The sequence below is a fragment of the Fervidobacterium pennivorans genome (assembly GCF_001644665.1).
Taxonomy (GTDB): domain Bacteria; phylum Thermotogota; class Thermotogae; order Thermotogales; family Fervidobacteriaceae; genus Fervidobacterium; species Fervidobacterium ngatamarikiense.
Genome location: NZ_CP011393.1, coordinates 1,592,950 through 1,619,393, shown reverse-complemented (window position 1 = coordinate 1,619,393; position 26,444 = coordinate 1,592,950). Strand labels below are relative to the sequence as shown.

Annotated in this window: 28 protein-coding genes and 1 tRNA gene; 7 read left to right on the top strand and 22 right to left on the bottom strand. The window is 38.9% G+C overall.

Features of this window, described 5'->3' with window-relative positions:
• Window positions 1-34: 34 nt before the first annotated feature.
• From JM64_RS07530 to JM64_RS07480, 11 genes are all read right to left on the bottom strand, one after another.
• Window positions 35-119, bottom strand: a tRNA-Leu gene (locus JM64_RS07530).
• Between the two features lie 90 nt (window positions 120-209).
• Window positions 210-716, bottom strand: a complete 507-nt coding sequence (locus tag JM64_RS07525; protein WP_064012112.1) for a hypothetical protein — start codon at window positions 714-716, stop codon at window positions 210-212.
• A gap of 40 nt (window positions 717-756) precedes the next feature.
• Window positions 757-1,407: a hypothetical protein gene (locus tag JM64_RS07520; RefSeq protein ID WP_231882326.1), complete on the bottom strand. Its 651-nt coding sequence runs from the start codon at window positions 1,405-1,407 to the stop codon at window positions 757-759.
• Between the two features lie 33 nt (window positions 1,408-1,440).
• Complete coding sequence (locus JM64_RS07515; protein WP_064012110.1) at window positions 1,441-2,631, bottom strand: LCP family protein; 1,191 nt, start codon at window positions 2,629-2,631, stop codon at window positions 1,441-1,443.
• A 1-nt stretch (window position 2,632) separates the two neighbouring features.
• Complete coding sequence (gene hpt / locus JM64_RS07510) at window positions 2,633-3,154, bottom strand: hypoxanthine phosphoribosyltransferase (RefSeq protein WP_156487925.1); 522 nt, start codon at window positions 3,152-3,154, stop codon at window positions 2,633-2,635.
• A gap of 55 nt (window positions 3,155-3,209) precedes the next feature.
• Complete coding sequence (gene mnmA / locus JM64_RS07505) at window positions 3,210-4,298, bottom strand: tRNA 2-thiouridine(34) synthase MnmA (RefSeq protein ID WP_082868352.1); 1,089 nt, start codon at window positions 4,296-4,298, stop codon at window positions 3,210-3,212.
• Window positions 4,295-4,720, bottom strand: coding sequence for an RrF2 family transcriptional regulator (locus JM64_RS07500; RefSeq protein WP_064012109.1), 426 nt, complete (start codon window positions 4,718-4,720; stop codon window positions 4,295-4,297). Before JM64_RS07500 ends, mnmA begins: the two co-directional genes overlap by 4 nt.
• A gap of 65 nt (window positions 4,721-4,785) precedes the next feature.
• Window positions 4,786-6,276: a 3D domain-containing protein gene (locus tag JM64_RS07495; RefSeq protein WP_064012108.1), complete on the bottom strand. Its 1,491-nt coding sequence runs from the start codon at window positions 6,274-6,276 to the stop codon at window positions 4,786-4,788.
• On the bottom strand, window positions 6,246-6,929 hold the full coding sequence (locus JM64_RS07490; protein ID WP_064012107.1) for a DUF2225 domain-containing protein: 684 nt from the start codon (window positions 6,927-6,929) through the stop codon (window positions 6,246-6,248). The genes JM64_RS07495 and JM64_RS07490 overlap by 31 nt, the downstream gene beginning before the upstream one ends.
• Window positions 6,895-7,815 (bottom strand): signal recognition particle-docking protein FtsY, encoded by a 921-nt coding sequence (gene ftsY / locus JM64_RS07485; RefSeq protein WP_064012106.1) that lies wholly within the window; start codon window positions 7,813-7,815, stop codon window positions 6,895-6,897. Before ftsY ends, JM64_RS07490 begins: the two co-directional genes overlap by 35 nt.
• A 39-nt stretch (window positions 7,816-7,854) precedes the next feature.
• Window positions 7,855-8,697 (bottom strand): class I SAM-dependent methyltransferase, encoded by an 843-nt coding sequence (locus JM64_RS07480; RefSeq protein ID WP_231882325.1) that lies wholly within the window; start codon window positions 8,695-8,697, stop codon window positions 7,855-7,857.
• Window positions 8,698-8,943: 246 nt separating this feature from the next.
• Between JM64_RS07480 and JM64_RS07475 the strand changes: the two genes are divergently transcribed.
• Entirely contained in the window at window positions 8,944-10,092 is a 1,149-nt protein-coding gene (locus tag JM64_RS07475) for an IS110 family RNA-guided transposase (protein ID WP_011994508.1), read from the top strand.
• 80 nt (window positions 10,093-10,172) lie between these two features.
• Here JM64_RS07475 and JM64_RS07470 read toward each other — a convergent pair whose 3' ends face one another.
• The 11 genes from JM64_RS07470 to JM64_RS07420 form a co-directional block, all read right to left on the bottom strand.
• Window positions 10,173-10,457, bottom strand: coding sequence for a hypothetical protein (locus tag JM64_RS07470; protein WP_064012105.1), 285 nt, complete (start codon window positions 10,455-10,457; stop codon window positions 10,173-10,175).
• Between the two features lie 51 nt (window positions 10,458-10,508).
• On the bottom strand, window positions 10,509-11,249 hold the full coding sequence (locus JM64_RS07465; RefSeq protein WP_064012104.1) for a hypothetical protein: 741 nt from the start codon (window positions 11,247-11,249) through the stop codon (window positions 10,509-10,511).
• A gap of 34 nt (window positions 11,250-11,283) precedes the next feature.
• Window positions 11,284-11,559 (bottom strand): trigger factor, encoded by a 276-nt coding sequence (locus JM64_RS07460; RefSeq protein WP_014452511.1) that lies wholly within the window; start codon window positions 11,557-11,559, stop codon window positions 11,284-11,286.
• A 5-nt stretch (window positions 11,560-11,564) separates the two neighbouring features.
• Entirely contained in the window at window positions 11,565-12,377 is an 813-nt protein-coding gene (minD, locus tag JM64_RS07455) for a septum site-determining protein MinD (protein WP_064012103.1), read from the bottom strand.
• A gap of 38 nt (window positions 12,378-12,415) precedes the next feature.
• Window positions 12,416-13,525 (bottom strand): peptide chain release factor 2, encoded by a 1,110-nt coding sequence (gene prfB, locus JM64_RS07450; RefSeq protein ID WP_064012102.1) that lies wholly within the window; start codon window positions 13,523-13,525, stop codon window positions 12,416-12,418.
• A gap of 39 nt (window positions 13,526-13,564) precedes the next feature.
• Complete coding sequence (locus JM64_RS07445) at window positions 13,565-14,545, bottom strand: hypothetical protein (protein ID WP_064012101.1); 981 nt, start codon at window positions 14,543-14,545, stop codon at window positions 13,565-13,567.
• Window positions 14,546-14,570: 25 nt separating this feature from the next.
• Entirely contained in the window at window positions 14,571-14,864 is a 294-nt protein-coding gene (locus tag JM64_RS07440) for an EscU/YscU/HrcU family type III secretion system export apparatus switch protein (RefSeq protein ID WP_064012100.1), read from the bottom strand.
• Window positions 14,848-15,552, bottom strand: coding sequence for a hypothetical protein (locus JM64_RS07435; protein WP_064012099.1), 705 nt, complete (start codon window positions 15,550-15,552; stop codon window positions 14,848-14,850). The genes JM64_RS07440 and JM64_RS07435 overlap by 17 nt, the downstream gene beginning before the upstream one ends.
• A gap of 3 nt (window positions 15,553-15,555) precedes the next feature.
• The gene (locus JM64_RS07430; protein WP_064012098.1) at window positions 15,556-18,330 is read right to left on the bottom strand and encodes a DEAD/DEAH box helicase; all 2,775 of its coding nucleotides are present in this window, start codon (window positions 18,328-18,330) and stop codon (window positions 15,556-15,558) included.
• A gap of 78 nt (window positions 18,331-18,408) precedes the next feature.
• Window positions 18,409-19,680, bottom strand: coding sequence for a nucleotidyltransferase (locus JM64_RS07425; protein ID WP_064012097.1), 1,272 nt, complete (start codon window positions 19,678-19,680; stop codon window positions 18,409-18,411).
• Between the two features lie 5 nt (window positions 19,681-19,685).
• Entirely contained in the window at window positions 19,686-20,231 is a 546-nt protein-coding gene (locus tag JM64_RS07420; protein WP_064012096.1) for a hypothetical protein, read from the bottom strand.
• Window positions 20,232-20,440: 209 nt separating this feature from the next.
• On the opposite strand from JM64_RS07420, the gene JM64_RS07415 reads away from it, so the two are divergent.
• From JM64_RS07415 to pdxT, 6 genes are all read left to right on the top strand, one after another.
• Window positions 20,441-21,817, top strand: coding sequence for a pyruvate carboxylase subunit B (locus tag JM64_RS07415; RefSeq protein ID WP_064012583.1), 1,377 nt, complete (start codon window positions 20,441-20,443; stop codon window positions 21,815-21,817).
• Window positions 21,814-22,656: a 2-amino-4-hydroxy-6-hydroxymethyldihydropteridine diphosphokinase gene (gene folK / locus JM64_RS07410; protein ID WP_064012095.1), complete on the top strand. Its 843-nt coding sequence runs from the start codon at window positions 21,814-21,816 to the stop codon at window positions 22,654-22,656. The genes JM64_RS07415 and folK overlap by 4 nt, the downstream gene beginning before the upstream one ends.
• A 21-nt stretch (window positions 22,657-22,677) precedes the next feature.
• Complete coding sequence (locus JM64_RS07405; protein WP_064012094.1) at window positions 22,678-22,977, top strand: hypothetical protein; 300 nt, start codon at window positions 22,678-22,680, stop codon at window positions 22,975-22,977.
• Between the two features lie 73 nt (window positions 22,978-23,050).
• Entirely contained in the window at window positions 23,051-24,715 is a 1,665-nt protein-coding gene (locus tag JM64_RS07400; RefSeq protein WP_064012093.1) for an acyl-CoA mutase large subunit family protein, read from the top strand.
• 75 nt (window positions 24,716-24,790) lie between these two features.
• Window positions 24,791-25,666, top strand: a complete 876-nt coding sequence (pdxS, locus tag JM64_RS07395; protein ID WP_014452498.1) for a pyridoxal 5'-phosphate synthase lyase subunit PdxS — start codon at window positions 24,791-24,793, stop codon at window positions 25,664-25,666.
• Window positions 25,667-25,669: 3 nt separating this feature from the next.
• On the top strand, window positions 25,670-26,248 hold the full coding sequence (gene pdxT, locus JM64_RS07390) for a pyridoxal 5'-phosphate synthase glutaminase subunit PdxT (protein ID WP_064012092.1): 579 nt from the start codon (window positions 25,670-25,672) through the stop codon (window positions 26,246-26,248).
• Window positions 26,249-26,444: the final 196 nt, after the last annotated feature.

Here is a 26,444-nt window from a genome sequence, read left to right as displayed (position 1 = left end):
GGTCGGTTACTCCGACCCTTGCTGACTTACTGTTTGGTGCCGAGGGCGGGATTTGAACCCGCACGGGAAACCCCACATGATCCTGAGTCATGCGCGTCTGCCAATTCCGCCACCTCGGCAAATCTATTTTTATCTACCAGCAAGGTTTATTATACCATATAAGCAAGAGTTTTCAAGTCTCTGGCCCTCAGATAGAGAAGTTTAAACATTTAAAAATATGGTTCCAGTAAACCAACAAGTATTTTGAAGCTTCCTCTATAGTATTGTGCCTCGATGTAAAGCTTATCAACCATTTTCATTCCCGGTGGGTCCGGAACGTAAAATCTCAAGCTTGCAAATATTGCGTTTGATACATCTGTGAAAGTAGTAAAATCACTGAAATAACCAACTTGAACAAAGAGTTGTTTATTAGAAAAGCCCAAAATAGGACCGTATACAACAGAAAAAGCATTCGAAGAGGAATTGTAATCGTACGTCGCATAAATGGCAGGTCCAACTAAAATTCCAAGGTCTGCTTCAAAGTATACGCTAGCGTAAATATTCCATAGTTTATTTAAGGTCCAATCAGCATTCAGGTTAAAACCAATGTACTCGTAACCAGCCCTCAAAACCCAGTTCGATAATTCTCCGTAATTATATCCAATCCCTATGTTGAAGTAAGCGTAAGCAAGAGTGATTATCACGAGAAAACAAAAGACAATCGACCTTTTAAACATCTTTTTATCCCCCTTTTTTGCTCTTCAAAAATAGTTAAAACTACCCTATTACAAATTTGGTGAATTCCAAAACTACTTTTTCATTTGTTTTATCGTTAAGTATCTCTATCTTTTTTGGAAGTTCCCTTTCCATGTAAAGCCTAACTGTTATCGGTTGAACACCGAATCTCGCAAGAATTGCCGCATTCTTTGGTCTGAATTCAACATAATCTCTTCCATACGTCGCGTTGAAAAGTGGTGTTGAAAGGAAATCTGTTATTGACGTTAGTATATCTCCTACTTGCGAGACATTTGGAAGAACGTTCTCCGTCGTTTTGTAGTTTTTGTACACGTATTCCACTTTTCTGGAAATCATATCGTACTGAATGACAATATCTTCGACAACCTCGGGGGATTTAAGATAAAATGTAAATTTTTCCAAGTTTTTGATAACCAAATCGAAAGAGAAAGCAATTTTTTTACGTTGCTGGCCATCAAAAACATCAAAGGTTAGAACCGTGCTTATATTGAAATTACGATTTCCAGCCAACTTCTCGATGAAACCGTAAACACTTATGCCGTCGTCAGACGTTTTTGTTTGAGACAATTGCGAAGTATTCTGCGCACATACAGAGCTGGTAAAGAGAATGAATAACAGCCCCACAATTGCTGCAAAAAAGAAAGTTTTCCTACACTTGAACAAAATCCTCACCTCGTCAAATGGGTCAAAAAGTTTTTAACTTTGCTAAATTTTCAAATCTCCAGCTAAAATTATTATGAAATCTATTGGAAAGACAACTTTCTTACCAGTCTTTGTTAATTCACTTATAATCGCGAGGTATTTAGAAATATAATCAAGCCTGTCTTCGACGTATACAACTTCGAATTCCGTTTCAGAGAATACATCTGTCAAAAGTTTATCAACAAATTTTTTCAGTCCTTCGTTTTTCCTTAATATCAAAACCGCATTTTTCTTTATATCTACGTCTACTCCTTCGTAAAAAATGTTGTTTGGTTTGTAACCTTTCGAAGAGAAGAGATTCCCAATTTTCTCACCAAAGCCGGCTGTTCTGTTCTTAGTATTGTTTACAACGTAGTACCTGTATCTTTCCTCTAACCTCTTTTGCCTAGTTGCAAAACTCGCTCGGTATTCTTCTATCTTAGATTCATCGATGTATAAATTACCGTCTTCTGCTATGTAAAATGGAAATGGGACGCTTTCAATTTGGAAGTTGTTTTTCACTTTTGAAAAGATGTAAACAACTTCCCCTATTTCCATATTGAATTCCGTGCGTTTTTTGATTTCTCTATACAGTTCCGTTAAAGCAAATACGTTTTTCTGTAAGGCTTTCTGGGCAAGCTTTTCTATTATTACCCGCTGTTTGTCCAGCCTTCCTATGTCTCCTTCGGCTGTTTTTCTGAAACGCAGGTAGGCGAGTAATTCCTTTCCCTTCATTTTGTAATAACCAGGCGTGAAGTCGATTTCCAAATTTTGCGCTACGTCTTTGTAATGCATGGGCCTATCGACGAATATCTCAATTGGTCCAAGTTCGTCGCCAAGGAATTTGAAAATGTCGTAATCAACGATAAAATACCTCTTTATTGTTATTCCTGTTAATTGTTCGATTCTCTTTTTAAACTTTTCTAGCCCTTCTGATTGATAGTAGGAGTTAATCTTCTTACCATCAATCATCAAATCCCTCGGAATACTCGAAATTATCATCTTCTTTTTTTCAAGGTCTACACTAGCTACAAGTATAACATCGGTTCGTCTTGTCCCACCAATGTCTTTATCCAACCCAAGAACTAAGATGTTAACAGGGTCCTCAGTGGGGATAAAAAACATCCTCAAAAACATTTCTATCCATATTGTGGAAACAAAGAGCGCGGCAGCTACACCTATGAATATTACAAAAACATAAAGGACATTCTTCATATCACTTTATATCTCCCTTGACCCAACCTATGTATGGAAGGTTTCTGTATCTTTCGTTGTAATCAAGTCCATAACCAATGACAAATTTATCCTCGATTTCAAAGCCTACAAAATCAGGAATAACCTGAGGGGTCCTACCAAGTTTTTTCAATAGGGTCACTACTTTTAAATCGGCTGGGCGATACCTTTTCAAATACTCCAGTATGTATGAAAGTGTTAGCCCGGTGTCGAGAATGTCCTCAACTACTATAACGTGTCTACCTTCTATTGGTTCATCTATCCAGCTTTTCACTCTGATACGTCCGGTTGATGAAACTCCAGAGTAGCTTGAAACCTGGATGAATGAATATTCTACGTTCATATCTATGTTCTGCACTAACTCGCTAAAAAAGTGTATAGACCCCTTAAGAACACAAACTGCATGCAATGTATCGGTTTTGTCCTTGTAGTAGTCCGTAATTTCTTTTCCAAGTTCTTTTACACGCTGTCTGATTTGTTCATTGGATATCATAACCTCTATCAAGGAAATCCCCTCCTACATTAGCTTTTTGGATTTCTAACTTGTTAGAAATAAGTTTTTATTTTCCTGATTCAATTACCCCTGCACAGATAACCCTTGGTCCGTCGTAGAAAACCGCAATTTGACCTGGAGTTACAGCAAATGTAGGTTCGTCGAATGTTACAAATAGTTTTCCACCATTTTCATCTTTGTATTGGACTGTACACCCAACTTCCTTGAACTTTTTGCGAATCTTTACGCTAGCCCGGAATTCATTTGGTAAATAATCGTCATAGACATTCAAATTGGAAACAACCATATGTTTGTCGTATAACTCATCAATAGGGGCAACTAATATAAAATTGCCGTCAACATTCTTTGCCCTCACGTAAAATTTGCTTCCAGCAGCTATACCAAGTTTTCTCTGTCCTATTGTGTAAAATGGTAATCCCTCGTGTTTTCCAATAATCCTGCCATCTGTTGTAATTATGTTCCCCGGTTTGACGTCTATGCCTAAATCCCTAAAGAAGCCTTTCAAATCGTTATCCGGTAAGAAGCACAAATCTTGGGAATCTATCTTCTGCGCCACATGTATGCCTTGTTGTTGAGCGATTTTTCTTATTTCTTCTTTCGTGTAATACCCATTCGGAAGAATAATCCTTCTCAACTTTTCTTTTTTTATTGAAGCTAAAAAGTACGACTGGTCTTTACTTTCATCAACGGCTTTGTAAAGTTTCCCATCTATTATCCTTGCGTAGTGTCCGGAAGCTACATATTCCATTCCATCACTTAGTGCAACATCCATCACTGCACCGAATTTTATGTACTCATTGCAGAAAAAGCACGGATTGGGGGTTCTTCCTATCAAATTTTCGTTTATGAAATAATTAATTATCCTTTCTTTGAAAATATCTTCAACATGAATTATTTTAAACGGAACTCCAAATTTTTTTGCTATCATCTGTGCATCGAACGTATCTGAAGGACTACAACAAACTTTGTGTTTTATCTGTTTGGTTATGTAGAGTTCATCTCTAACAGTCTTCATGTGGTAAGCTGTAACATCGTATCCTTCTTCTAAAAGCAAATACAAAGCAACTGCGCTATCAACACCTCCGCTGAGCAGTACGCCAACTTTGACACCTTTTTTCTTTATTTCAACGTTCAAATTTTGCACCTCGCTTTGTAGTCTTCTATCAAATCTTTGAGTTTTATGCTTCTAAGCGTATCTTCCATCTTTCCTAAAACAATTTCCCATATTTTACTAACTGTGCAAGTCTCTGGACTCTCTTGCTCTGGAACTACATCGACAAAGCACTTGATAGCATCGGTCGGGTTGTCAACTGCCGTAACTATATCGTAAACCGTTATTTCTTCAGTGTCTCTTGCCAGTTCGTAGCCTCCGCCCCTGCCTCTGTAAGCCTTCAGAATACCATTCCTTGCAAGGTCTGCCAAAATCTTTTCAGCAAATTCAAGTGGTAATTTTGCCCTGCATTTTTTCACTAACTCACGTGCACAGACACGTCTATTTTCCAAGCCGATTAGTATCATTATCTTTATTGCGTACTCACTCTTCATTGTGATGGCCAATATCTCACCCTTCCTCTTGTTTAATATATCCAGTTCTTCCAGTTCTTCCAGCTCTTTCAGTTCTTTCAGTTATTCAAATCTGGTCTGATTATATAAACAGGATGTGGAGTAATTCCATTGTTAAGCGCAAGTCTTACGTCACTCACGTAAACATCTATTCTATTACCTTTTATTGCACTGCCTGTATCCTCAGCAATAAAAACCACATTAGCCAACGTTGGGATATAAACAAGCGAGCCAAGTGGGATTACCGAAGGGTCGACTGCTATCGTTAAGAACTGCTGAGGCACTCTTCCATTCCGTGCAATCCTAAATGTGGGATGTGTTGGAACTTTGCCGTCATCCCACTCGGAGTAAAAAGTCACAGTAAAGACTCCCTTGTATTCCGTGAACAATCTTAGGGGATCTCTTGGTTCACCCTCTATGTAGAGCTCGAAATGAAAGACATCAATACACTGCCCGATGGGTTTGTCAATTGTAACGAAACTACCTGGTTTTAGTGAAGTGTTAATTCCTCCGTATACTGCCAATATCATATTTCCGTGGTCGATTGTTACTGTGTTATCGCTAACGCTCAAGACTTTACCTGGTAGAATTGGGTATATGTCCTTGCCTTTTGCGTAGATATCCATCCCAATGGTCTTGCCACCGTTTCTTTCCTGACCATGGTATGAGAGTATATCCGTAGGCTGTATTTTTACAGGAACGCGTACATAGTTTTTTGGATCATCAACAGGAATCTTAATCAATTGCCCAACAGAGAGTTTCGAAGGATCCTTTAAGTTGTTTATACTTGTAAGTGTATTCAAGTCTACTTTGTAAGCAGAAGCAATCGATGAAAGCGTGTCTCCGGCTTTCACAATATAGTAGATATAGCCTGTGTTTAATTTTAGAAGTGTTGCCGGGTCTATGTTCTGAATAGCTGTTTTTATCTCGTTTATTTGCTGTTGTAACTGCCTTAAAAATTCAATATCACTCTGACTTATTTTCTGTGGCATATTCTGCTGAATATTTCTTACTTGAGCGGCAAGTGAATCTACACTTTTTTGTAGGTTTTCAATTTGTTTCAACTGATTCTCAAAGCTAGCAATTTTTCCTTGAATAGTACTATTATTCTTCTCGACGGTGGCAATTTTCTTCGATAAATCATTTATAGAATTTGCGTTACTAGCGTTTGATGATTCTACCTTTTCTACCCTTTTTGAAAGCTTCTCCAAAACCTCCTGAACGCCTTCAATCGATGTAACCTTTGCTTGCAGCTCTGTCACAGACTTTTCGAGTCTAACGACCGAATTTTTGACTTGAGACAACTGCGTTTGCAATTGCTGAGTTTGTTGTATTTGTGAATCGGAAATATTCGGCGATATTCCTGATTTTTCGAGTTTCTCAACCCTTTCCTCAATATTCTTAACTTGCAAAGATAACTCTAAATAATTTCCCAAAGGCATACACGAGTGTGTCAAGAACAAAAGCAACAGGAGTGGCAAAAACAAAAATATAGAAGTGCTCTTTCGCGTATCTAATGTTATTTTATTTCTCCTCTTATACTCTGCCATCTATCTCTCCCTGCCTTGACATAAAAAGAGTTTACGTTCCTATGGTTTGTAACAAGCGTTGAAAACCATTTTGTAGCATCTTCAATTTTTCCAAGCTTATACGATATCTCTCCCAGGTAGAACAGTACCATAGGTTCTTTTTCAGTATCAAGATTTGTTTTTGTGTAGCACTCCTCAAAATACACCAAAGCTCTTGCAAGCGCTTTTAACTCATTATCTTTGTCTGAAATCTCCCGGTAAAGCCAAGCCATTCTTAAATACATCTCTGCTACTCGGCAAGGCTGTTTTTTCGCGTTATAAAACAAGGTTGCAAGTGCATAAGCAAATATTGCAGTTTTGTGGTCACGCTCTTGTGAAAATGAAATACCTTCTGGTATTTTGATTTCATTTTGAACCTTTCTTACTTCATCCATGTAAATAGGAGATACCTGATGTTCAAAATCTTGTTCTAACGCGGCATAAAAGCATCCAGAACAAACGACTACAGAATACAAGAGAGGATTAACACCCTCATAGTTTGGCTTCATATCCTCGTCGTAACTTTTTATCTTTATCCTGTCTGTAAAGACTTTTTTTGAAACTGTGATATTTGAACAAATGGGACACTTGTACCTTTTGTCATACACTTGCGGGAGTTGATTCACTGATTTCATCTCCTGCCAACAAAGCCTCCACGAAATCTTTTGCATTAAATGGCTTCAAATCTTCAATCCTTTCACCTATACCTATGAATTTAATGGGTATTCCAAGTTCCTTTGCGATGGCTATTGCAATTCCACCTTTTGCTGTTCCATCAAGTTTTGTGAGTACGATACCCGTGACGTTAACAACTTCTTTAAATATTTTCGCTTGCTGTAATCCATTTTGCCCAGTTACAGCATCCATAACCAAGAGCACTTCATGTGGTGCCGCCGGAACAAGCTTTTGAACTACTCTGTGAACTTTTTGGAGTTCGTCCATAAGGTGCTTTTTGTTGTGTAATCTACCCGCTGTGTCGAGAATGACCACATCTTTTCCTTTAGAAATAGCATGATTAACAGCATCGTATGCTACAGCGCCTGCATCGGCACCTTCCATATGTGCAATAAACGTTGCTCCACTTCTTTCCGCCCAAACCTTCAGTTGGTCTATAGCAGCTGCCCTGAACGTATCACACGCACCGAGCACAACTTGTTTACCTTCGCTTCTAAACATATACGCCAGTTTTCCGCACGTTGTTGTCTTTCCTGAACCATTTACTCCAACCATGCTTATCACAAAAGGCTTTTCATAAGGAATATAGAGTTTGTTGTCCTTTGAAAGAATTTCAATTAAAATTTCCTTTAAAGCTTCAAAAGCATCTTCTGGTTTCATCTCTTCGAGTCTTTCAAGGATATATTCAGTAGCTTCCACTCCTACATCTGCAAGAATCAACAACTCTTCGATTTCATCACGTGTCTCTCTGTCAAATCTCTTTGTCTTTAGTATCTGACCTATTTTATTAAAAAATGCCTCTCTACTTTTTTTAAGGCCTTCTTTTAGCTTGTCGAAAAATCCCATAGCAATCTGTGACCTCCTCACTTTCTTAAAGCTTTTGTTTTATTTGTCCAAATCGACACATGCATATACTAATCCACTTCGCTTGCTAGTGATTACCCTATCAAACTTCACGGCAAGTCTTTCCAATAAACTATCTTTTATAAGAGTTTTGATAACTATTCTTTTTCTTGCAATCCTTACCATCTCTTTAACAGTCGATGTGTCTAACGTATCGTAACTTGCTAACGGTCTAAGCGGATTGAGGGCCGAACTTTCATACACAGGGTTTTCAAACATTGGGTCACAGTAAACTATATCAAAGGACTTATCGGATTGCTTTTTCATAAAGCTTTTCATATCTTCGTTGAACAAAACTATCTTCTTTATCGCTATGTTTATCCATTCTTCTTTTGATTGATATTTGCTAAGTCCGTAGGAAACCACTCTGTAAATATGCGCTGACACTTCTGTTCCAATAACTTGTTTAACAAAATGTGCCATAAATACTGCATCCATTCCTAATCCAAACGTTGCGTCGTAAATGATATCTTCCGAAGAAGGCTTTAATGCTTCCAAAAGTAAGTCTTTCCCATCTCTTTTGTAATTTTCCATCCTTATCTTCGCCATTCCTGGATGGAAAAATAACCTACCAGTTGGTGTAACTACTGAAAGCTGGAGATTGTTGTCAACAACGTAGTAAACTTTTACCTTACCTTCCTTTACCCTTTCAGACAAATGCCTTCGGTTGTAATAAGGGATACCAAAATCTTGCGAAAGTTTCTTTGCTAACTCCACAGCCTCTTTTGATGGGGTATGTGAAGTAGTGATTACTACTGCATAATCTTCGTTTTTGGACTCGTTTCGTTCTCGACTTACTATGTCCATTGAATTGTCACTGACCATTCTGTGTTTCGTCAACCTCCTCGTATAATAAGTTCGGTAAAAATTAAAATTGGTCTTTGAAAATTGAATGCATATTTTTTAACACCTCTGGTAAAATAGTTTCAGGTTGCCCCTCCTTGAGACTTTGTTCTCTTAAATAAGATTGCCTAACTAGAGTACAGCTTTTTACTTGCCGGAAAATGTTTTGCCTCGTTTTCTTATGTACCGCGAGGTTGTAAGGCTGTACTCAATCCGGAGGTGATTCCTTTGGCTATTTTAGCTATTGATGTCTCAAAGAACTATCTTTCTTTCTTTTCTGATTTCATCGGTAGTGGGACTGTTGAGAACTCTCCTCAAGGTATTGTTGAACTTTTTAACAAAGCTTTTGCTTCTTCTTCCGATTTTTCTCTTGTCCTTGAATCAACTGGTGTTTTTTCTTTTAATGTCGCTAACTTCTTCTTTCAAAACAACGTACCTGTCTTTTGGGTTAAAACTGATAACATTAAGCTCTATCGCAAAATTCTCAATCGTCCTAAAACTGACAAAATCGATGCTGAACTTATTTTCTCTATCGCTTCTAAATTTCCTGAGTCTTTAGTCCCTTTTGTCAATAACTCATATATCATCTCTGAGCTTCGTAATCTCACCAGACTTTATTTAAAGTTCAACGAAGATATCGCTCGATTGAAACTTAGGCTCTATTCGTATGTTTCTCTTTATTTCCCTAAACTTGACTTTAAACTAAATAAGACTTTCGAATGCCTGCTTAAAGATTATACAATCGAAGAAATCGCAAACATGCCAATTGAAGAGTTATTTGAATATATTGCGAAAATTTCCAGACACAATGTCTCTTCACAAGTCTTAGCAGAAAAACTCCAAACTCTTGCTAAAGATGCCTTGAGGTTGTCTGTTAATCCTTCAAACACTCTGAGAATATCTATTGTTTCCACTATCGATTTGATACAGCACTATGAAAAACAAATCGAACTAGTAAAGAAAGAAATAAGTAAATTACTTAAAGTAATTTCGAACACACTAACAACAGTCAAAGGGATAGGAGAAATAACTGCAGCTGGAATTATAGCCGAAATAGGAGACATCAATCGTTTCGAAAAAGCCTCAGCGTTAGCATCATACGCAGGGCTTGTATGGACAATCAATCAAAGTGGAAATTACAAATCAGAAAACAACCAACTAACGAAAAAAGGGAACAAGTATCTAAGAACATACCTAGTAATGGCAGCGAACGGAGTAAAGACATACGATCCTGTATACAAAGAATATTATCGCAAAAAGTACGCAGAAGCAACAACACACAAACACATGAGAGCGCTAATATTAACTGCAAGGAAATTAGTAAATTTAGTGTATTATTTACTAAAGAACAACGTACCGTATGTACCGATGAAATAGGTAAAAAGAACGAAATCAAGTATGTGAAGAATGAAAGTGAAATATTAAGTTATTGAAAGTCAAAGTGTTGACTAGGTTTTTTATTTTTCTATTTTTTCTCCTCTTGACTTATTACCGGAAATCTTGTTGTTGGTGGTATCACTTGCTTCTACCAAATCTTTCAACTTTTGTAATGTCCTTTCTTTATCAGCAATCTGCTCTTTCTCAGCCTCGTAAGCACGCTTTAATTCTCGAAGTTCTTTCGATATCATTATATAGCGTAAAAGACTAGTTAGAAAATACGCTAGGAAAATGATGAATATAATAATGAAAAGCACAAGGAGTATGTTATCTTCTCTCTTTTCTTTCCTACTTTTTACTTTCAAATGCCAACACCTCGGAAGAAACGGATTGAAAAAAGTTACACACTTAGACATTTACATAGAGCTTGTTCCAGTTAAATCAACAACTTCAGTGTCCTTATCAGAATAGGAAGGTGCATCTTTTGTCTGTTGTAGCCCCCGTTCGACAGCTTTGAATGTGTAAGTCTTACCCCTTTCAGCAACGAAAAATGCCTTGAATGTCCCCGAAACATTTTCTGTGAACATCTTGTAACTTCTCCCAGAGTTGATATCGTAAACTTCAACAAACTCACGAGCCTTTGTTCGAATTTCAAAGATGTAACCGTTAACTTTTTTCAAGAATTTAACTTCAGAACTCTCACTAGTGAAATCGTAAATTATGTAAAATTCGTTAGCTCCCCTTATGTCGTAACTTCTGTTTGGAAAGTTTATAGCAACTGTAGTGGCAGGAAGAGTTGTATCTGTGGAAAAAGTTATCGCTAGTTTTGATGAAAAATCCAAATTTTCTTTTGATGTTGTAGGTATATCATACTTACCAAGCGTATCACCAAAAATGTACGAAGACAATTTTGAGACTTTGAAAGGATTTTCAAGAGTCATCGTTGCTTCATGTTCAATCGATGATATAACCAGACCACCTGCGGAGTCTATATCCTGTAGCATCCCCAAAACCTCTTTTGGAAGCCCATTAACGTAAAAATAAAACGTATAGACCTGCTTACCTGTTCCAGACAGAAAATTGCTGAGCAGATAAGCACAGCTAGATAAGATAAGTACCATGGCAACTATTACAGAAACCAATACTGCCCTTTTCAAGCCATTTCGCCTCGCTTGGTTGCTAACTTTTGAACTATTTGAAATTAACATTCGTCACGATCACAATATATCCATTCTGCTCGTGATAATCCACTTTTACCTTCTCCGGTGGTATGTTGAACTTCCTTGAAATCGTTTCAATAACGGCATATTTAATTTCTTCAGAGTTTGCCTCAAACTCTTCCACAGGTATCATCTTGACAATCTCTCTTCTTCTTGTGAGCATTGTTTCGAGTCTTTCTGCCGCTTCCTCTTTAGGTGATTTTGTATTTTTGTGCTTTTTCTTTCTGAATATATCGATAATCCACATCACAATCACCTCTTCTTAAACACAGAAAGTAATGAAGCTAAGAACCCCTTAGAGGCACCTTTGAGATCTTCCTCTATAGGTACCTCTTCCCCCTTGATTCTCTTGACGATATTTTCAAAACTTCTACCTATAACAACACCATCTTCAAGAACAACTGGTATACCTTTGTTTGTTGCTATGATTACCTCTTCGGAGTCAGGTATTACGCCTATTATCCTCATTGCCAAAGCTTTTTCAACATCACTCTTATCGAGCATCTCACCACGTTTAGCCATGTGAGGTTTAAATTTGTTCAGGACGATGTACATCTTGTCTTCAGAAAATCCATAGTTTTCAAGCAATCCGATAACTCTGTCTGCATCCGAAATCGCTGGTAGCTCCGGCGTGGTCACAATGAATGCTGCCTCAGCTGGTGCAACAGAATTCCTGAAACCCCGTTCTATACCAGCAGGCGAATCGATGAGTATGAAATCGAAGTCATCGTACAACTCTTGAACTATTCGCTTCATGTCTTCTGGTGACATCATCTCTTTTGTAGCAACTTGAGAAGCTGCAAGTAAATAGAGGTTTTTCAATTGCTTGTGTTTGACGAGCGCTTCCTTGGCTGAAACAGTCCCGTTTACGACATCAAAAGATGTGTAAATAATCCTATTTTCCAGTCCTAAGACTACATCCAGGTTCTTCAAACCTATGTCAGCATCAATCAAGCACACTCTTTCTCCCATCTTGGCTAATGTACAACCAAGATTTGCGGTGAAGGTTGTTTTGCCCACACCACCTTTCCCTGATGTAACAACAAACACCTTAGGTCTGTTCACATGCCCCACCCCTTTGGTCTTATTAAGAGAAAACTTCACTATTCGTTCAAACCCAATTTTGCATAATAAACCAACTCAGCTTCTATGAACATGTCAATATCTCCATCCATCACAGCTTCAATGTTTCCCGTTTCTACATCTGTTCTGTGGTCTTTCACCATAGTGTATGGATGGAAGACGTAGGATCTAATTTGGTTACCCCAGCTAATGTCTTTCAATTCGCCCTGAATTTGTTCTATCTGCTTTCTTCTTTTTTCAAGCTCAAGTTGGTACAACCTAGCTTTCAACATCTTCATTGCAGTTTCTCTATTTTGGAGCTGTGACCTTTCCGTTTGACATGTTACAACGATACCTGTTGGTAAGTGTGTAATTCTTACGGCAGATTCAGTCTTGTTTACATACTGACCACCAGCACCACTTGCTCTGTATGTGTCAATCCTTAAATCTTCTGGTTTAATCTCGATGTCAATATCATCTTCTATTTCTGGAAGCACGTTAACAGAAGCAAATGATGTGTGTCTTCTTTTGTTAGCATCAAACGGTGAAATCCTCACAAGCCTATGTACTCCACGCTCGTACTTCAAATATCCGTATGCGAAATCGCCCTTAATGTATAGTGTTGCACTCTTTATTCCCGCTTCCTCACCTTCTTGATAATCGACTATCTCCACATCATAGCCTTTCCTTTCAGCCCAGCGCATATACATTCTCAACAACATAGAGGCCCAGTCCTGAGACTCAGTTCCACCGGCACCTGGGTGAATAGAAAGGTATGCATTCGAAGCATCGAATTTCCCGTTGAGAATCATCTCAAGCTCGAATTCCCTTATTTTTTTTGCTACTTCTTCTATCATATCTTCTAAGTGTTCCTGCATCGATGGGTCTTCTTCGGAAAGTTCTATACCCACTTCTATGTCTTCGAAAAGCGCTTTGATACGCTCCATATCTTCGATTATCTTCCTTGTCCTTTGTATCTCTCTATTGACTTGTTGTGCCCTTTTTTGGTCATTCCAAAAATCAGGTTTTAAACTCTCTTCTTCTAGTTCTTTAAGTTTCGCTTTTTTATCCTCGGGGTGGAAGACCTCAATAATATCGTCGAACTTTTTCTTAAGTTCTTCGATTCGTTGTTTTTGCTCGTATGTTATCACACTTATACACCTCTCCTTGCAAATTTTACTTCTTAACTATTATTTTCCAATCAACGTGAGGTAAGTAATGAGCGCTGTCATAAGAAGTAGTATTGTTATTGTGATCTCCTTTGCATAGGTGTAGACAGAATTATCTATAATCGTTCTTGCCTCTTTTTGAATTGTTGTCAAACCATCTGATAACGAAACTTTGACGGTATAAACACCGTCTGGATAACCCTTTCCATCCCATTTTAGTTGTGTTGTGCCGGCATCAATTTTTAAAGGCTTTTCATATACAATTATACCAGAATTATCCACAATTTGAATACTTCCGCTTGCTGGCCTTGATGAGTATATTTTGATAATGCACTCATCGTCAGTCCAATCCCCATTCGGTGAGAATTTATCAGACACGATAAGCTCCAAATTAAATGGGACAGGGCTGAATTTCAACCAAACAGGACTCTCTTTTCCATACTGGACGTTGACACTTTGCTTTATATCTTCAAATCCAGGCGAAGAAAAAACCAGTTCTTGGAGTCCAACTGGTGCCAAGACTTTTTCACCATCTTTTTTTACAACACCATAGAGAAAACCCTTAGGGGAATACACGGAAACAGGGTAGACATTTGAAAAAATCGTAAGTTCACCCAAGCGTGTTGAAGGTATATAGACTATCTTAGGTTGTTTCTCAACATAGAACACTATCTTGTCAAACGAAACATACTTGTTCGAGCTAACAATCCAAACCGAATGATAACCTTCTGCATCAAATTTTACGACAATCCTTCCAAAAACATCGGTATTACCCGCATATTTTCCATCGATGTATACAGCAGCAAATGGTTCATCTGTGTAGAGTAAGACCGAATAATCAGGTAAACTATCAAGAGAAATATTAGGCACATTTCCTATGCCTATGATTATTTGAAAGGAAAGTTCAGAAAACACAGAGACTGATATCACTGTTGTCAATATTAGAAACACCGCTACTCCAAACATCAAAAGATTGACAGGACTTCCACCTGTAATCCTCATGGTTGCGCACCTCCTCAAAAACGCTTCACTTGTTCAAACCAAGCTGGATAAATGCAAGTACCTCTGCCACAGCAACGTAGAGTTTCACTGGTATAGGCTCCAATAAATCTAGCTTGAAAAGCTCTTTGACCAATTCTTCTGATTTCACTATCGGCACGTTACTTTCCATCGCCTTCTTTATTATCATTTCTGCCAAATGACATTTGCCCTTTGCAACAACAAAGGGCACATAGTCTTCTTTTGGTTTGTATCTCAAAGCAACAGCCAACTTCTGTGTGCAATCTTCATCGTATTTTTCATAATCATACGTACGTTCCATCACGCATCGCCTCGAGTTTTATAGACACGACGTCGAAATTATTCCTCAGACGCTTTTCTAACTCCGTTACGTTTTCAGGAATCTTTTCAAAGTAAAGCGTCACACTCGACCTCATTGCGTTTTGTTGAGTCACCCCGTAGATACGGTTATCTTTCAAAAAAACCTCAAAAGTTCCACCCTCTCTGTCAAGAAATACTATCCCTTCATTAATAATTAGACCATATCTACCAGACAAAATGTTCAGATAATTCAAAAAATCCTCTAATTCTTGACGGTCATCATTGCTTTCCTTCTTTTCCATGCTTTGTTGTGCCGAATCCACAGCTTGGGATTGTCTTAAAGCTTTTCTAAGCCTTTGAAGGATTGATTTATCTATTTCTCTTCGTTTAGAAATCTCCTCTAAAAATAGCGCGATGGCAACAATGAGACGCTCTTTAGACAAAACGTCTAACCCTTCGACCAACTCTTCAGCAAGCTGAACAAACCTGACGCTAGGCAATTCCCGAAAGTTGTATGGTTTTTTCGCCAAAACCTTTGCTACGTAATCACCTATGCCGAAATCTTTCAATTCAATTTTTGCACCTTCTTTAGGTGCTTTCTTTCCACTTTTGATTATGTACTCGCCATCGGATGTTTTGACCTTTACGTATTTCCCATAAGACTCCACGACAAACCCAAAAATCTTCACACCCTATACAACCACCTTTGACTGTTCTATCAATTCATCTATATTAACAAAGAACAAGTAAACATCATCTTTCTCGTTGTATATGTAATTTGCGGATATCTCCTCAAAGGAGCCGTTTTTGAATTTAACAACAAGCCCTACGTCCGAGATTGTAGCTTTTGCAACGTTCTTTCTCCATAAGATTATTCGTAAGAGTGCATATTTTAAAAGGTTCTCGACACTTTCAGGCGTTTTACCAAACCTATCAACAAGCTCGTCGTAGATTTCTTGTATCTCTTGTTCACTCGTCGCCGAGGCGATTCTTCTGTAAAACCTCATACGTTCGAATGGGTCGTATATGTAAAATTCCGGTATCACGATACTCCCAGGAATACCTTCGAGTTCTGTATCGATTTTACTTTGGACTTTCCCAGTGTATTCCATGACCGTTTCGTTCAACAGGTCAAGATAGTATTTAAGTCCAAGGTCATTCACAAATCCGTGCTGTTCAACACCGAAGATGGCACCTACGCCTCTTATCTCCATATCCTTCATCGCTATCTTCATACCGCTTCCGGGACCTTGGTATGATTTTATTGCATAAAGTCTTTCTAAAACCTTATCGTTGACGTTCCTTGCATGGAAAAAGTACGCAAAGGCTATCTTATCACTTCTGCCCACCCTACCACGTAGTTGATACAACTGCGCAAGTCCATATCTGTGCGCATCGTCTACGATAAGTGTATTCGCGTCGGGAACATCTACTCCGTTTTCAACTATCGTTGTGCAAAGTAGCACATCCGCATGCTTGTGATAAAACGCATCTATCGCTTTTTTCATCTCGCTCTTTGGTTGTTGCCCGTGTGCGATAACGATATTTGCTTCGGGAACTAACTTCTTCAACCTTTCATAAACTTCGTATATCGAATTAACACGGTTATGAACGTAGATAACCTGGCCTCCTCGTCCTATCTCCCTCAGTATCGCAAGTCTTACTATTCTTTCATCGAATGGGCCAATATGGACCTGTATTTCTTTTCTCCCAAGTGGCGGAGTTTTTATTTCAGACAAATCTTTCAAGTTAGACAAAGCCATATGCAAGGTCCTCGGAATGGGCGTTGCACTCATAGAGAGCACATTGACGTTCACACGCAACTTTTTGAATTTCTCTTTTTGTTCAACTCCAAACTTTTGCTCTTCATCGATAACAACCAAACCGAGGTCTGCAAATTTCACATCACGGAGTACACTGTGTGTTCCCACAAGTAAATCAATTTTTCCTGATTTTACACCTTCCAAAATCTCCTCACGTTCTTTTTTTGTCGAAAACCTGTTCAAGAGGGCTACATTTATACCAAATGGTTTGAACCTCGCTACAAGATTATCGTAATGTTGCTTTGCTAAAATGGTTGTCGGTGCGAGAAGAACAGCTTGTTTACCGGAGACAATTGTTCTAAATATTGCGCGAATAGCTACTTCTGTTTTACCATAGCCAGCATCCCCAACAAGTAACCTATCCATCGGTTTTTCGCTGGCAAGGTCTTCAAGCACCTCATTTATGGCATTCAACTGGTCTGGTGTTTCCACAAATGGGAACGTCTTTGCAAATTCTCCCTCCAACTCCGCATCTCCCGGTAACGAAAGCCCTTTGATGTTGCTTCGTGCATGGTGTATCAGCACAAGTTCGCGAACAAGTTGCTCTATATTTTTCCTTGCTTTCTCCACTTTGCGTGCCCAAGTTCCTTTTTTAAGTGAATCAAGCTTTACATTTACCTCATCACCGACATATTTTTCTACCAAATCTATCCTTTCGATAGGCACGTACAAAACTGAATCCGCAAAATTCAACACTAAGAACTCTCTCTGAGCACCGTTCACCTCTACTTTCTTGATTTCGCTGAACCGAGCAATTCCGTATTTTTTGTGGACAACAATGTCCCCTATTTGCAGTTCTTCTTCTGAAATTATAGGTTCCGAAGGTATGTATTCTTCTTCCTGAACTTTCTTTACAACAAAGAACGCTTTTTCCGAGGGTAACTCCTTGGCGTTCGATAGAATCGTTTCATAGTCTAATACCCCGAAGCGCTTGTAATCCCTCAGTCTATTATCTTGGCCCATCTCTTCCATGGACTTGCGCAGTTCTCGTTCGAAGCGTGTGAAATGTTCGAGCACACTCTTTTTGTCTTTTATATAAAGTTCTACTCCGTAATCAAGTATCGTTCCGTTCACAAACTTACCAGTGAACTGGTTCTCTATAGGCTCTAAAAACTCTTCGTCATTTGATTTAAAATGTTCTTCTTTAAGTATGAACTCACGTGCAGGAAGCAAAAGTGCATTTTGTAAACTTTCCTCACTACGCTGGGTCTTTAGATTAAACTTTCGTATATCCTCGACGACGTTACCAAATAACTCAATTCTAACCGGTACACCATCGGGTCCTAAATAATCAATAATCTCTCCTCTTATAGAAAACGTCCCGCCCTCGCGAACGTTAAAAACTCTTTCATAACCAAGTTTTGCGAACAGTTTTTCAGGTTCCGAAAACCTGTCTCCTAATTTGAGAAGATACGTATTCTCTTTCAACGTCTCCGGGGGCATTACGTAGTGGAGAATTGAACGCAGTGTACAGACTCCCTTTAATTTTCCTTGTGTCGCAAGATAGAGTGCAAATACTCGGCGAGCTCTCACATACCAAGAGGGGCTTAGATTCTCGTAAGGAAGCACATCATAGTCTGGTATATAATAATAACCATCTATCTCACAATCTTTTTCCGTAGGAACTATGATGATTTCATTCATCGCTTTATTAAATAAACACCTCCATTTAAACACTTACACGTTCCATCAAGTCAGTCTCTTTCATTAGTTATTTACAGTTCACATCATTATTGGTTGTTGCTCGAAATCCATACCCGCTGAGCGAACTGACTTATCAGGGTAAAGGAATGCGTATATATCGCTAGCAAGGATATCCTTTTCAAATTGCCACAAGTATAACTCACGGTCCACTTTCCACTCTCGTTTTCCTTCATCTCTTTGTTTTTCAACCTCTTCCAAAATCTGTTTGTAAAGTGATGCCGTGGCAATTAAAGGTATTTCTGATTTTTTCTTTATCTCCTTGAGCAATTCTCTTCCTTTGTTGTTAAATCCCAAGATTCTCAAATACTGTGGACCCGATACGTTAGATTTTTCCATCTTTTCTTTTTCTAAATCAAATAACACATGCAAGATGGCGCGTCTAATTCTTGAATATGTGAACCTTTTGGCTTTTACTAATTCTACAAACTGTTGCAAATCACCTGTTTGCCTTGCAGCTTCCCAAAATCTAAGGTCAAGCCCCTCGTTGAAACTGTATATCTTCTCAAAATCTTCCCTTTTCATCTTTCTAAACATAGCAATCACAAATTCCAGATATTCCCAAAAGATAGGTCCTCTACCTTTGCTAAACTCTTCTTTTAGTATTTCATAGGTCGTAGGAGGAATTGCATCTTTTGCCGTCTCAAACTGCCCTGCTCTAATGACTTTTCTAATAGCCGTTGCTGATGACAACTTTCCTTTGAACTCTGGGTCATTGTCGTCTGCACCTATTCTCTTTATAATGTGTGGTTCTATTGAACTATTGAATTTCATCAAAGCTTTTACGTATTCAACTCCTAGGATATCGTTGGACTTGGAAAGTTTTGCCACTTCCTCGCTCAAAATCCCCATAAGGGCATATTTTCGTGCGTTTGGATAAGAAAAGCCCATCTTCAGTTGCTTTTTGAACTCCGTTTGAAATTCGGGTGTTTGGTTAACGAGTATATGAGCGACTTTCTTTAAAAACTCTATATCTCCGCTTTCGCTTCCAAAAACGATATCTGTAACAACCCCAGTCTTGTGGAGTATGCCAACGGAACCTAGCGCGAATCCTCCGGCATCTTGAATCGCATAAACAGTTGGTAGTTCTAAAACAAGGTCTACACCGTTTAGTAAAGCTATCTTAGCACGCGCGTATTTATTCACAATCGCGGGTTCCCCACGTTGGCAGAAGTTGCCACTCATAACGGCAATCACATAATCTGGGTTGACAAGCTTTATCGATTCTTTCAAATGATGCAGATGACCGTAGTGAAACGGGTTATACTCTACAACAATTCCAAGCACTTTCATATTCCTTACTCCTCAAACTCCCTTTTCATAATCGTGTATATCAAAACAAAGAGTATCAAATTATACACAAAATACACAGCGCCCAGGTACATCATTTCAGCAGTATTTCCATGTTCGCCAAGCAAATCCAATCCTATCCACGTCGGTCCATTAAATGCCAGTTTGTAGACCTGAACGCCTAACGCAATACCGGAAGCTATAAACGAGAGGATTATAAATAAAGAAGAATTTCCATCAACGGCTCTTGAATAAGGATAAACTGCCAAAAAAAACCCACTTAACGTTATCATCGCTAGTGTGAAAAGTAAAAACCTCGAACCTAAGAACGTGAACCCTGTGAGGTTCGATACAATTGGTGAAACGTACATAACAGCAAAATAAACGGCTGTGGATATAAATCCAAAGACAAAAGTTATGAATCCCACAAGGATTATTAAGTAAAACTCCCATTTCGGTAGTTTCGATCGCTCTTTACTGAAAAATCGAACACTTCCAGAATATCTTGAGTGACGCTCCCCTTGAACATTCGTACTAAAATTCTCCTGGCTCATTTTAACGACCTCCTTCTAACTCACGCTCATTTCGTTTTAAATTATACCAGATTTTTACAATTAGGTCTATTTAAACAAACATAGTCGGAGCTTTTCTTTTCTTTTGTTTGCTTAGCAACATATGACTTTATACTTCCGAATAAGGTGTTATAATTATTTTTGACAGAGCTTTTCAAAAAAAAGAGGTGATTTCGTTGGCAATCTTGAACATGTTTACAGATACGACTTTTCGTGATGGTCATCAATCTTTAATAGCTACCCGAATTCGAACAAAAGACATATTAGGAATAATAGATGAAGTGGACAGTTTGGGTTTTCAAGCATTGGAAGTATGGGGTGGTGCAACGTTTGACGTTTGCGTCAGGTATCTAAATGAGGACCCATGGGAACGTTTAAGACTCATAAGCTCAAAACTGAAAAATGCAAAAGCACAGATGCTTCTGCGTGGTCAAAATCTTGTCGGATACAGACACTACGCCGACGATGTTGTAGAACTATTTGTCAAAAAAGCGATTGAAAATGGTATACAGATAATTAGGATATTCGATGCACTTAACGACATCAGGAATTTAGAAAAAAGCATAGAGGTTGCTCTAAAATGTGGCGCACATGTTCAAGGAGCCATATCTTACACTGTTAGCCCTGTCCATACCATTGAATATTACTTAGACTACGCTAAACAACTTGTCGAACGTGGAGTTCATTCGATATGCATCAAAGACATGGCAGGATTATTAACACCAAAAGTTGCTGGCGAATTAGTTAGAAAGTTAAAACAAAAGTTTGATTTGCCAATCGAAGTCCATTCGCATGCGACAGCAGGGCTTGGAGAACTTGCTTATCTTGCAGCAATCGAAGCAGGTGCGGACATTCTTGACACAGCATTTTCACCATTCGGAATGACGACAAGCCAACCCGCTTTTGAACCCATCTACTATGCTTGGTCAGAATATAAACCGCTTCCGGAGATAGATTGGAAAAGAGTCGATAAGATTGTAAAGTATCTAACTGAAGTAAGGAAGAAATACGAAGAATACGACGTAAAGATGTATACTATAGACCACAGGATAATAACCTCACAGGTCCCAGGCGGTATGTATTCAAACCTTGTCAAGCAACTTGCAGAACAAAAGATGCTCAATAAACTTGACGCTGTTCTTGAGGAAATTCCACGTGTAAGAAAGGATTTAGGATATCCCCCATTGGTCACTCCAACTAGTCAAATAGTTGGCGTTCAAGCTGTTTTAAACGTTTTAACAGGTGAACGCTACTTGAAAGTAACAAGAGAAGTCAAAGATTATGTGCGTGGGTTGTACGGAAGACCACCTGCACCCATTGACCCCGAACTTGTAAAGAAAATACTGGGGGATGAAAAACCTATAGAAGGAAGACCGGCTGATTACATTGAGCCAGAGTTAGAAAAAAGAAAAAAAGAGATAGGTCTTTTAGCTGAAACAGACGAGGATTTGCTCATCTACGCAATTTTGGGAGAAGTTGGTAGGCAGTATCTAAAAAAACGGTATGATGAAAAAATACGCGTCGACTGGTCGCTTGTAAATGAATACGAAGGAGGCTATCCAGTTTGATAGTTGGTTTGGGAAACGACATTGTTGATATCTCTCGTGTTGATGAAAGGCTCGAAAAACGAATTCTAACCGAAGAAGAAAGGGAAAACAAGGATGGAAAGATAACGAAAGAATACATAGCTGGTAGATTTGCATTGAAAGAAAGTTATTTTAAGGCTCTCTACACTGGTATATCTGGTAATTCTTTTCAAGACATTTCATTTCTTAACAGAAGAGACGGCAGTGTGTTTTTAATGCTTCATAAATACAAACCTTCGAAAAATGGTATTTACAACTTTGTTTACGCATCGCTTTCGCACGATTCGTTTGCATATGCCACTGTATTGCTCGAGAAGATAGAAGGAAAGGTATTTATTGGTATAGGGACGAACCTTGGGAAGCGAGAAGAGAATATACAAAAAGCTCTTGAAAAACTTACAGAGATTTCAAAGATAGTATCAGTTTCGAATATAATAGAAACCGAACCGTATGGAAAGACAGACCAACCAACATTTTTGAACTGTGTAGTAGAAATAGACACTAACTTAACACCAAACGCACTTTTGGAAGAACTGCTTAGAATAGAAAAGGAAATGGGAAGGATACGCATTGAAAAGTGGGGACCGAGGGTTATTGATTTAGACATCCTGTTTTATGGAAACTTAGTTCTCAAAAATGAAAATTTAACCGTTCCGCACTATGATTTTGAAAACAGGATATTCTTCGTAAAACCAATGCTTGAAATAGCGCCTGATTTTGTCCACCCCATTTCTTTGAAAACTATGAGTGAGATATTTGATGAGTTAAAAAGCAAAAGTTTAAATAATAACATGCACCCATTAAACAGTTGGGAATTTTAAGACAATTTGGAGTGATTCACTATGGAAAATCAAACAGAACGTGATATATTAGCTATCGAAAAGGAAATCGACGAAGCTATTGAAAATGAAGATTACGAAAAATTGAATACCTTGCTCGATGAGCGTGAAAAGCTGCTTCCAAAACTTACGGAAAATGAGCTAAGGGAAATCTATGAACGCGACCAGCTCCGTATGAGAGTACTTGGAGAAAAAATGAAGGAATTTAAGAATATAGCGTTAAAAACAGAAACAGGGAAAAAGATGGTCCAGTCTTACATTCAAACAGAAGACAAGGGTCAAGAAATAGACCGACGTGGTTAAATATTGAATAAAGGTACAAAGGCGAAATAAAAGGATAATATTCAGTTATTTTAAGTGAAGGGGGAGAACACAAATGGACGAAAGATACCAAAAGGCAAAAGCAAAATACGAAGAGGTTGTTGCAAAGTCGATAGCTAAAGTCCCTGAAAGAAAATCTCCGTTCATGTCCACATCAGGCTACGAAATCAAGCGTGTTTACACGCCAGAGGATATTCAGGACCTGGATTACGTAGAAGACCTCGGATTTCCCGGAGATTATCCATATACACGTGGTGTCCAGCCCACAATGTACCGCGCAAGATTCTGGACAATGCGCCAATACGCAGGTTTTGGAACCGCAGAAGAATCGAACAAAAGATATAAATACCTTTTACAACAAGGGCAAACAGGACTTTCAGTTGCTTTCGACCTCCCAACACAAATAGGATATGACTCAGATGACCCAATGGCGGAAGGAGAAGTTGGAAGGGTTGGAGTCGCGATAGATTCTCTTGAAGATATGGAAATACTCTTTGACGGCATACCCCTCGACCAAGTCAGCACGTCAATGACCATCAACAGCACTGCCATGATTCTGCTTGCCATGTACATTGCCGTAGCTGAAAAACAAGGCGTATCACAAGACAAACTCAGTGGAACAATTCAAAACGATATACTTAAAGAATACATCGCACGTGGAACGTACATATATCCACCCGAACCTTCTATGAGACTTATCACAGACATTTTTGAATACTGCTCAAAGTATATGCCAAAGTGGAATCCTATCAGTATCAGCGGTTACCATATTAGAGAAGCAGGTTCTACAGCTGTTCAAGAAGTTGCATTCACTCTCGCCGATGGTATTGCATACGTTGAAGCTGCGATAAAAAAAGGACTTGATCCAAACGTCTTTGGTAAGAGGCTTTCGTTCTTCTTTGCAGCACACAACAACTTCTTAGAAGAAATCGCAAAATTCCGCGCAGCAAGACGATTGTGGGCAAAGATAATGAAGAACAGATTCGGTGTCACAGACCCAGAGGCAATGAAACTCCGATTCCACACACAAACAGGAGGTTCCACATTAACTGCCCAACAACCGCTTAACAATATCATCCGTGTAACAATTCAAGCGCTTGCGGCCGTGCTTGGTGGAACTCAATCATTGCATACCAACAGCTACGATGAAGCGCTCGGTCTACCTACGGAAGAATCTGCAAGAATCGCACTTAGAACTCAACAGATAATTGCATATGAATCTGGCGTTGCTGACACAATAGACCCATTGGGCGGTTCCTATGTAGTGGAAGCGATGACGAACGAAATTGAAAAACGTGCGATGGAATACATAGAAAAAATAGACCAAATGGGCGGTATGGTAAAAGCGATAGAGTCAGGATACGTGCAAAAAGAGATTCACGAAAGTGCGTACAAACACCAGCTTGCTGTTGAAAAGGGCGAGGAAATAATCGTGGGAGTTAACAAGTTCCAGATAGAAGAAGACTTGAAACAAACACAAATTCTTAAAGTAGACCCCGAGCTTGAAAAGAAACAAAAAGAAAGGTTAAAGAAACTCAAAGAACGAAGAGACAACGAAAAAGTGAAAAAGTTACTTAACAAAATCAAAGAAGTTGCCGCTACAGATGAGAACCTCTTCCCGTACGTGCTTGAGGCGGTCAAAGCTTACGCAACGGTTGGAGAAATCAGTAATGCTCTGCGAGAAGTTTTTGGTGAATACACAGAAACAGTGATAATCTAGCTGCCTTCAAAAGTTGGTGGTCTTGAAAATGTTGACAAAGGTAGTTTAATATATTTGAAGGGAGGATTGATATATATGGAAAAGGGAACATGGGAAATCAAGAAAGGTTTTGCTGAAATGTTTAAAGGTGGCGTTATTATGGACGTTACCACAGCAGAGCAAGCTAAGATTGCAGAAGAAGCAGGTGCTGTTGCCGTTATGGCACTTGAGAGAGTGCCAGCAGATATAAGAAAAGCTGGTGGAGTTGCGAGGATGGCTAGTATTGCAAAGATTAAGGAAATCATGGAGGCTGTTTCTATACCAGTTATGGCAAAAGTCAGAATCGGGCACATTGCAGAAGCCAGAATTCTTGAAGCCCTTGGTGTAGACTTTATTGATGAATCGGAAGTCCTCACACCAGCCGATGACAAATACCACATAAACAAACACGAATTCAAAGTTCCGTTCGTTTGTGGTGCAAGAAACCTTGGGGAAGCACTGAGAAGAATCGCAGAAGGTGCCGCAATGATAAGAACAAAAGGTGAGGCAGGAACAGGAAATGTTGTTGAAGCTGTCAAACACATGAGAACAGTTATGGCTGAAATCAGAAAAGTTCAAAACATGCCATATGAAGAAATAGTTACTTATGCAAAAGAAATAGGCGCTCCTGTTGAACTTGTTCAACAAGTAAAAGAACTTGGTAGACTTCCCGTTGTCAACTTCGCAGCAGGTGGCATTGCAACACCAGCAGATGCTGCACTTATGATGATGCTTGGAGCAGATGGTGTCTTCGTAGGAAGCGGTATATTCAAATCAAAAGACCCAATGAAAATGGCAAAGGCTATCGTTATGGCAGTTACATACTGGAACGACCCGGAAATGCTTTTGAAGATTTCTGAAGATATCGGAGAACCAATGGAGGGCTTGGAAATCGAAACACTCGAAGTAAGATTGCAAGAGAGAGGTTGGTGAAAAATGGTAATCGGAGTTTCTGGTATACAAGGTGATTTCAGAGAACACAAATGGATGATAGAGAAGCTCGGAATAGGAACCCACGTTGTCAGAACACCGGAAGACTTGGAGAAAGTCGATGGACTAATTATTCCCGGTGGTGAATCAACAACAATGATTCGAATAATGAAACGCATAGGCTTATTTGACGCGCTAAAGGAAAAAATTCTCAATGGATTTCCAGTTTACGGAACTTGTGCAGGACTTATCGTTCTTGCAAAAGAAATTGAGAATTACCCGCAAGAGTCGTTGGGGGTTATAGACATAAAGGTGCGCAGGAATGCATATGGAAGACAAGTCGACAGCTTTGAAGAATACGTAGAAATCAAAGGATTTGACAGACCTTTCAAAGCTATTTTCATCCGTGCGCCACGTGTCGAAGCTTGGGGAGAAGGGGTAGAAACTCTCGCATTCCTTGATAACCATCCTATCATGCTAAGACAGAACAACGTGCTCGTTACATCTTTCCATCCAGAATTGACAGATGACACACGCATACATGAATATTTCGTCGAGATGGTAAAACAATACAGTAAAAAATGACAATTCTAAAATCATTAAGACGCCGCCACACGGCGGCGTTTTTTGTTCTTTAAATTAAAGTTCCACCTTCTCAATTTTGTTTAAAAAAAGAAATTTGGTATAATACGCTTGAAAATTATTCACAATTTGAAATCAAAAACCCTAACAACAAAAACCAGAGAATGAGATAGATATCTAACATTTTGGACACTTTTTA

What these genes read in the sequence shown, in the direction of transcription:
- JM64_RS07525 (WP_064012112.1), bottom strand. Translation starts at nt 716, where the DNA reads ATGTTTAAAAGGTCGATTGTCTTTTGTTTTCTCGTGATAATCACTCTT.
- JM64_RS07515 (WP_064012110.1), bottom strand. Translation starts at nt 2,631, where the DNA reads ATGAAGAATGTCCTTTATGTTTTTGTAATATTCATAGGTGTAGCTGCC.
- JM64_RS07495 (WP_064012108.1), bottom strand. Translation starts at nt 6,276, where the DNA reads ATGGCAGAGTATAAGAGGAGAAATAAAATAACATTAGATACGCGAAAG.
- JM64_RS07490 (WP_064012107.1), bottom strand. Translation starts at nt 6,929, where the DNA reads ATGAAATCAGTGAATCAACTCCCGCAAGTGTATGACAAAAGGTACAAG.
- ftsY (WP_064012106.1), bottom strand. Translation starts at nt 7,815, where the DNA reads ATGGGATTTTTCGACAAGCTAAAAGAAGGCCTTAAAAAAAGTAGAGAG.
- JM64_RS07480 (WP_231882325.1), bottom strand. Translation starts at nt 8,697, where the DNA reads ATGGTCAGTGACAATTCAATGGACATAGTAAGTCGAGAACGAAACGAG.
- JM64_RS07460 (WP_014452511.1), bottom strand. Translation starts at nt 11,559, where the DNA reads ATGTGGATTATCGATATATTCAGAAAGAAAAAGCACAAAAATACAAAA.
- JM64_RS07445 (WP_064012101.1), bottom strand. Translation starts at nt 14,545, where the DNA reads ATGAGGATTACAGGTGGAAGTCCTGTCAATCTTTTGATGTTTGGAGTA.
- JM64_RS07440 (WP_064012100.1), bottom strand. Translation starts at nt 14,864, where the DNA reads ATGGAACGTACGTATGATTATGAAAAATACGATGAAGATTGCACACAG.
- JM64_RS07430 (WP_064012098.1), bottom strand. Translation starts at nt 18,330, where the DNA reads ATGAATGAAATCATCATAGTTCCTACGGAAAAAGATTGTGAGATAGAT.
- JM64_RS07425 (WP_064012097.1), bottom strand. Translation starts at nt 19,680, where the DNA reads ATGAAAGTGCTTGGAATTGTTGTAGAGTATAACCCGTTTCACTACGGT.
- JM64_RS07420 (WP_064012096.1), bottom strand. Translation starts at nt 20,231, where the DNA reads ATGAGCCAGGAGAATTTTAGTACGAATGTTCAAGGGGAGCGTCACTCA.
- JM64_RS07415 (WP_064012583.1), top strand. Translation starts at nt 20,441, where the DNA reads ATGTTTACAGATACGACTTTTCGTGATGGTCATCAATCTTTAATAGCT.
- JM64_RS07405 (WP_064012094.1), top strand. Translation starts at nt 22,678, where the DNA reads ATGGAAAATCAAACAGAACGTGATATATTAGCTATCGAAAAGGAAATC.
- JM64_RS07400 (WP_064012093.1), top strand. Translation starts at nt 23,051, where the DNA reads ATGGACGAAAGATACCAAAAGGCAAAAGCAAAATACGAAGAGGTTGTT.
- pdxS (WP_014452498.1), top strand. Translation starts at nt 24,791, where the DNA reads ATGGAAAAGGGAACATGGGAAATCAAGAAAGGTTTTGCTGAAATGTTT.
- pdxT (WP_064012092.1), top strand. Translation starts at nt 25,670, where the DNA reads ATGGTAATCGGAGTTTCTGGTATACAAGGTGATTTCAGAGAACACAAA.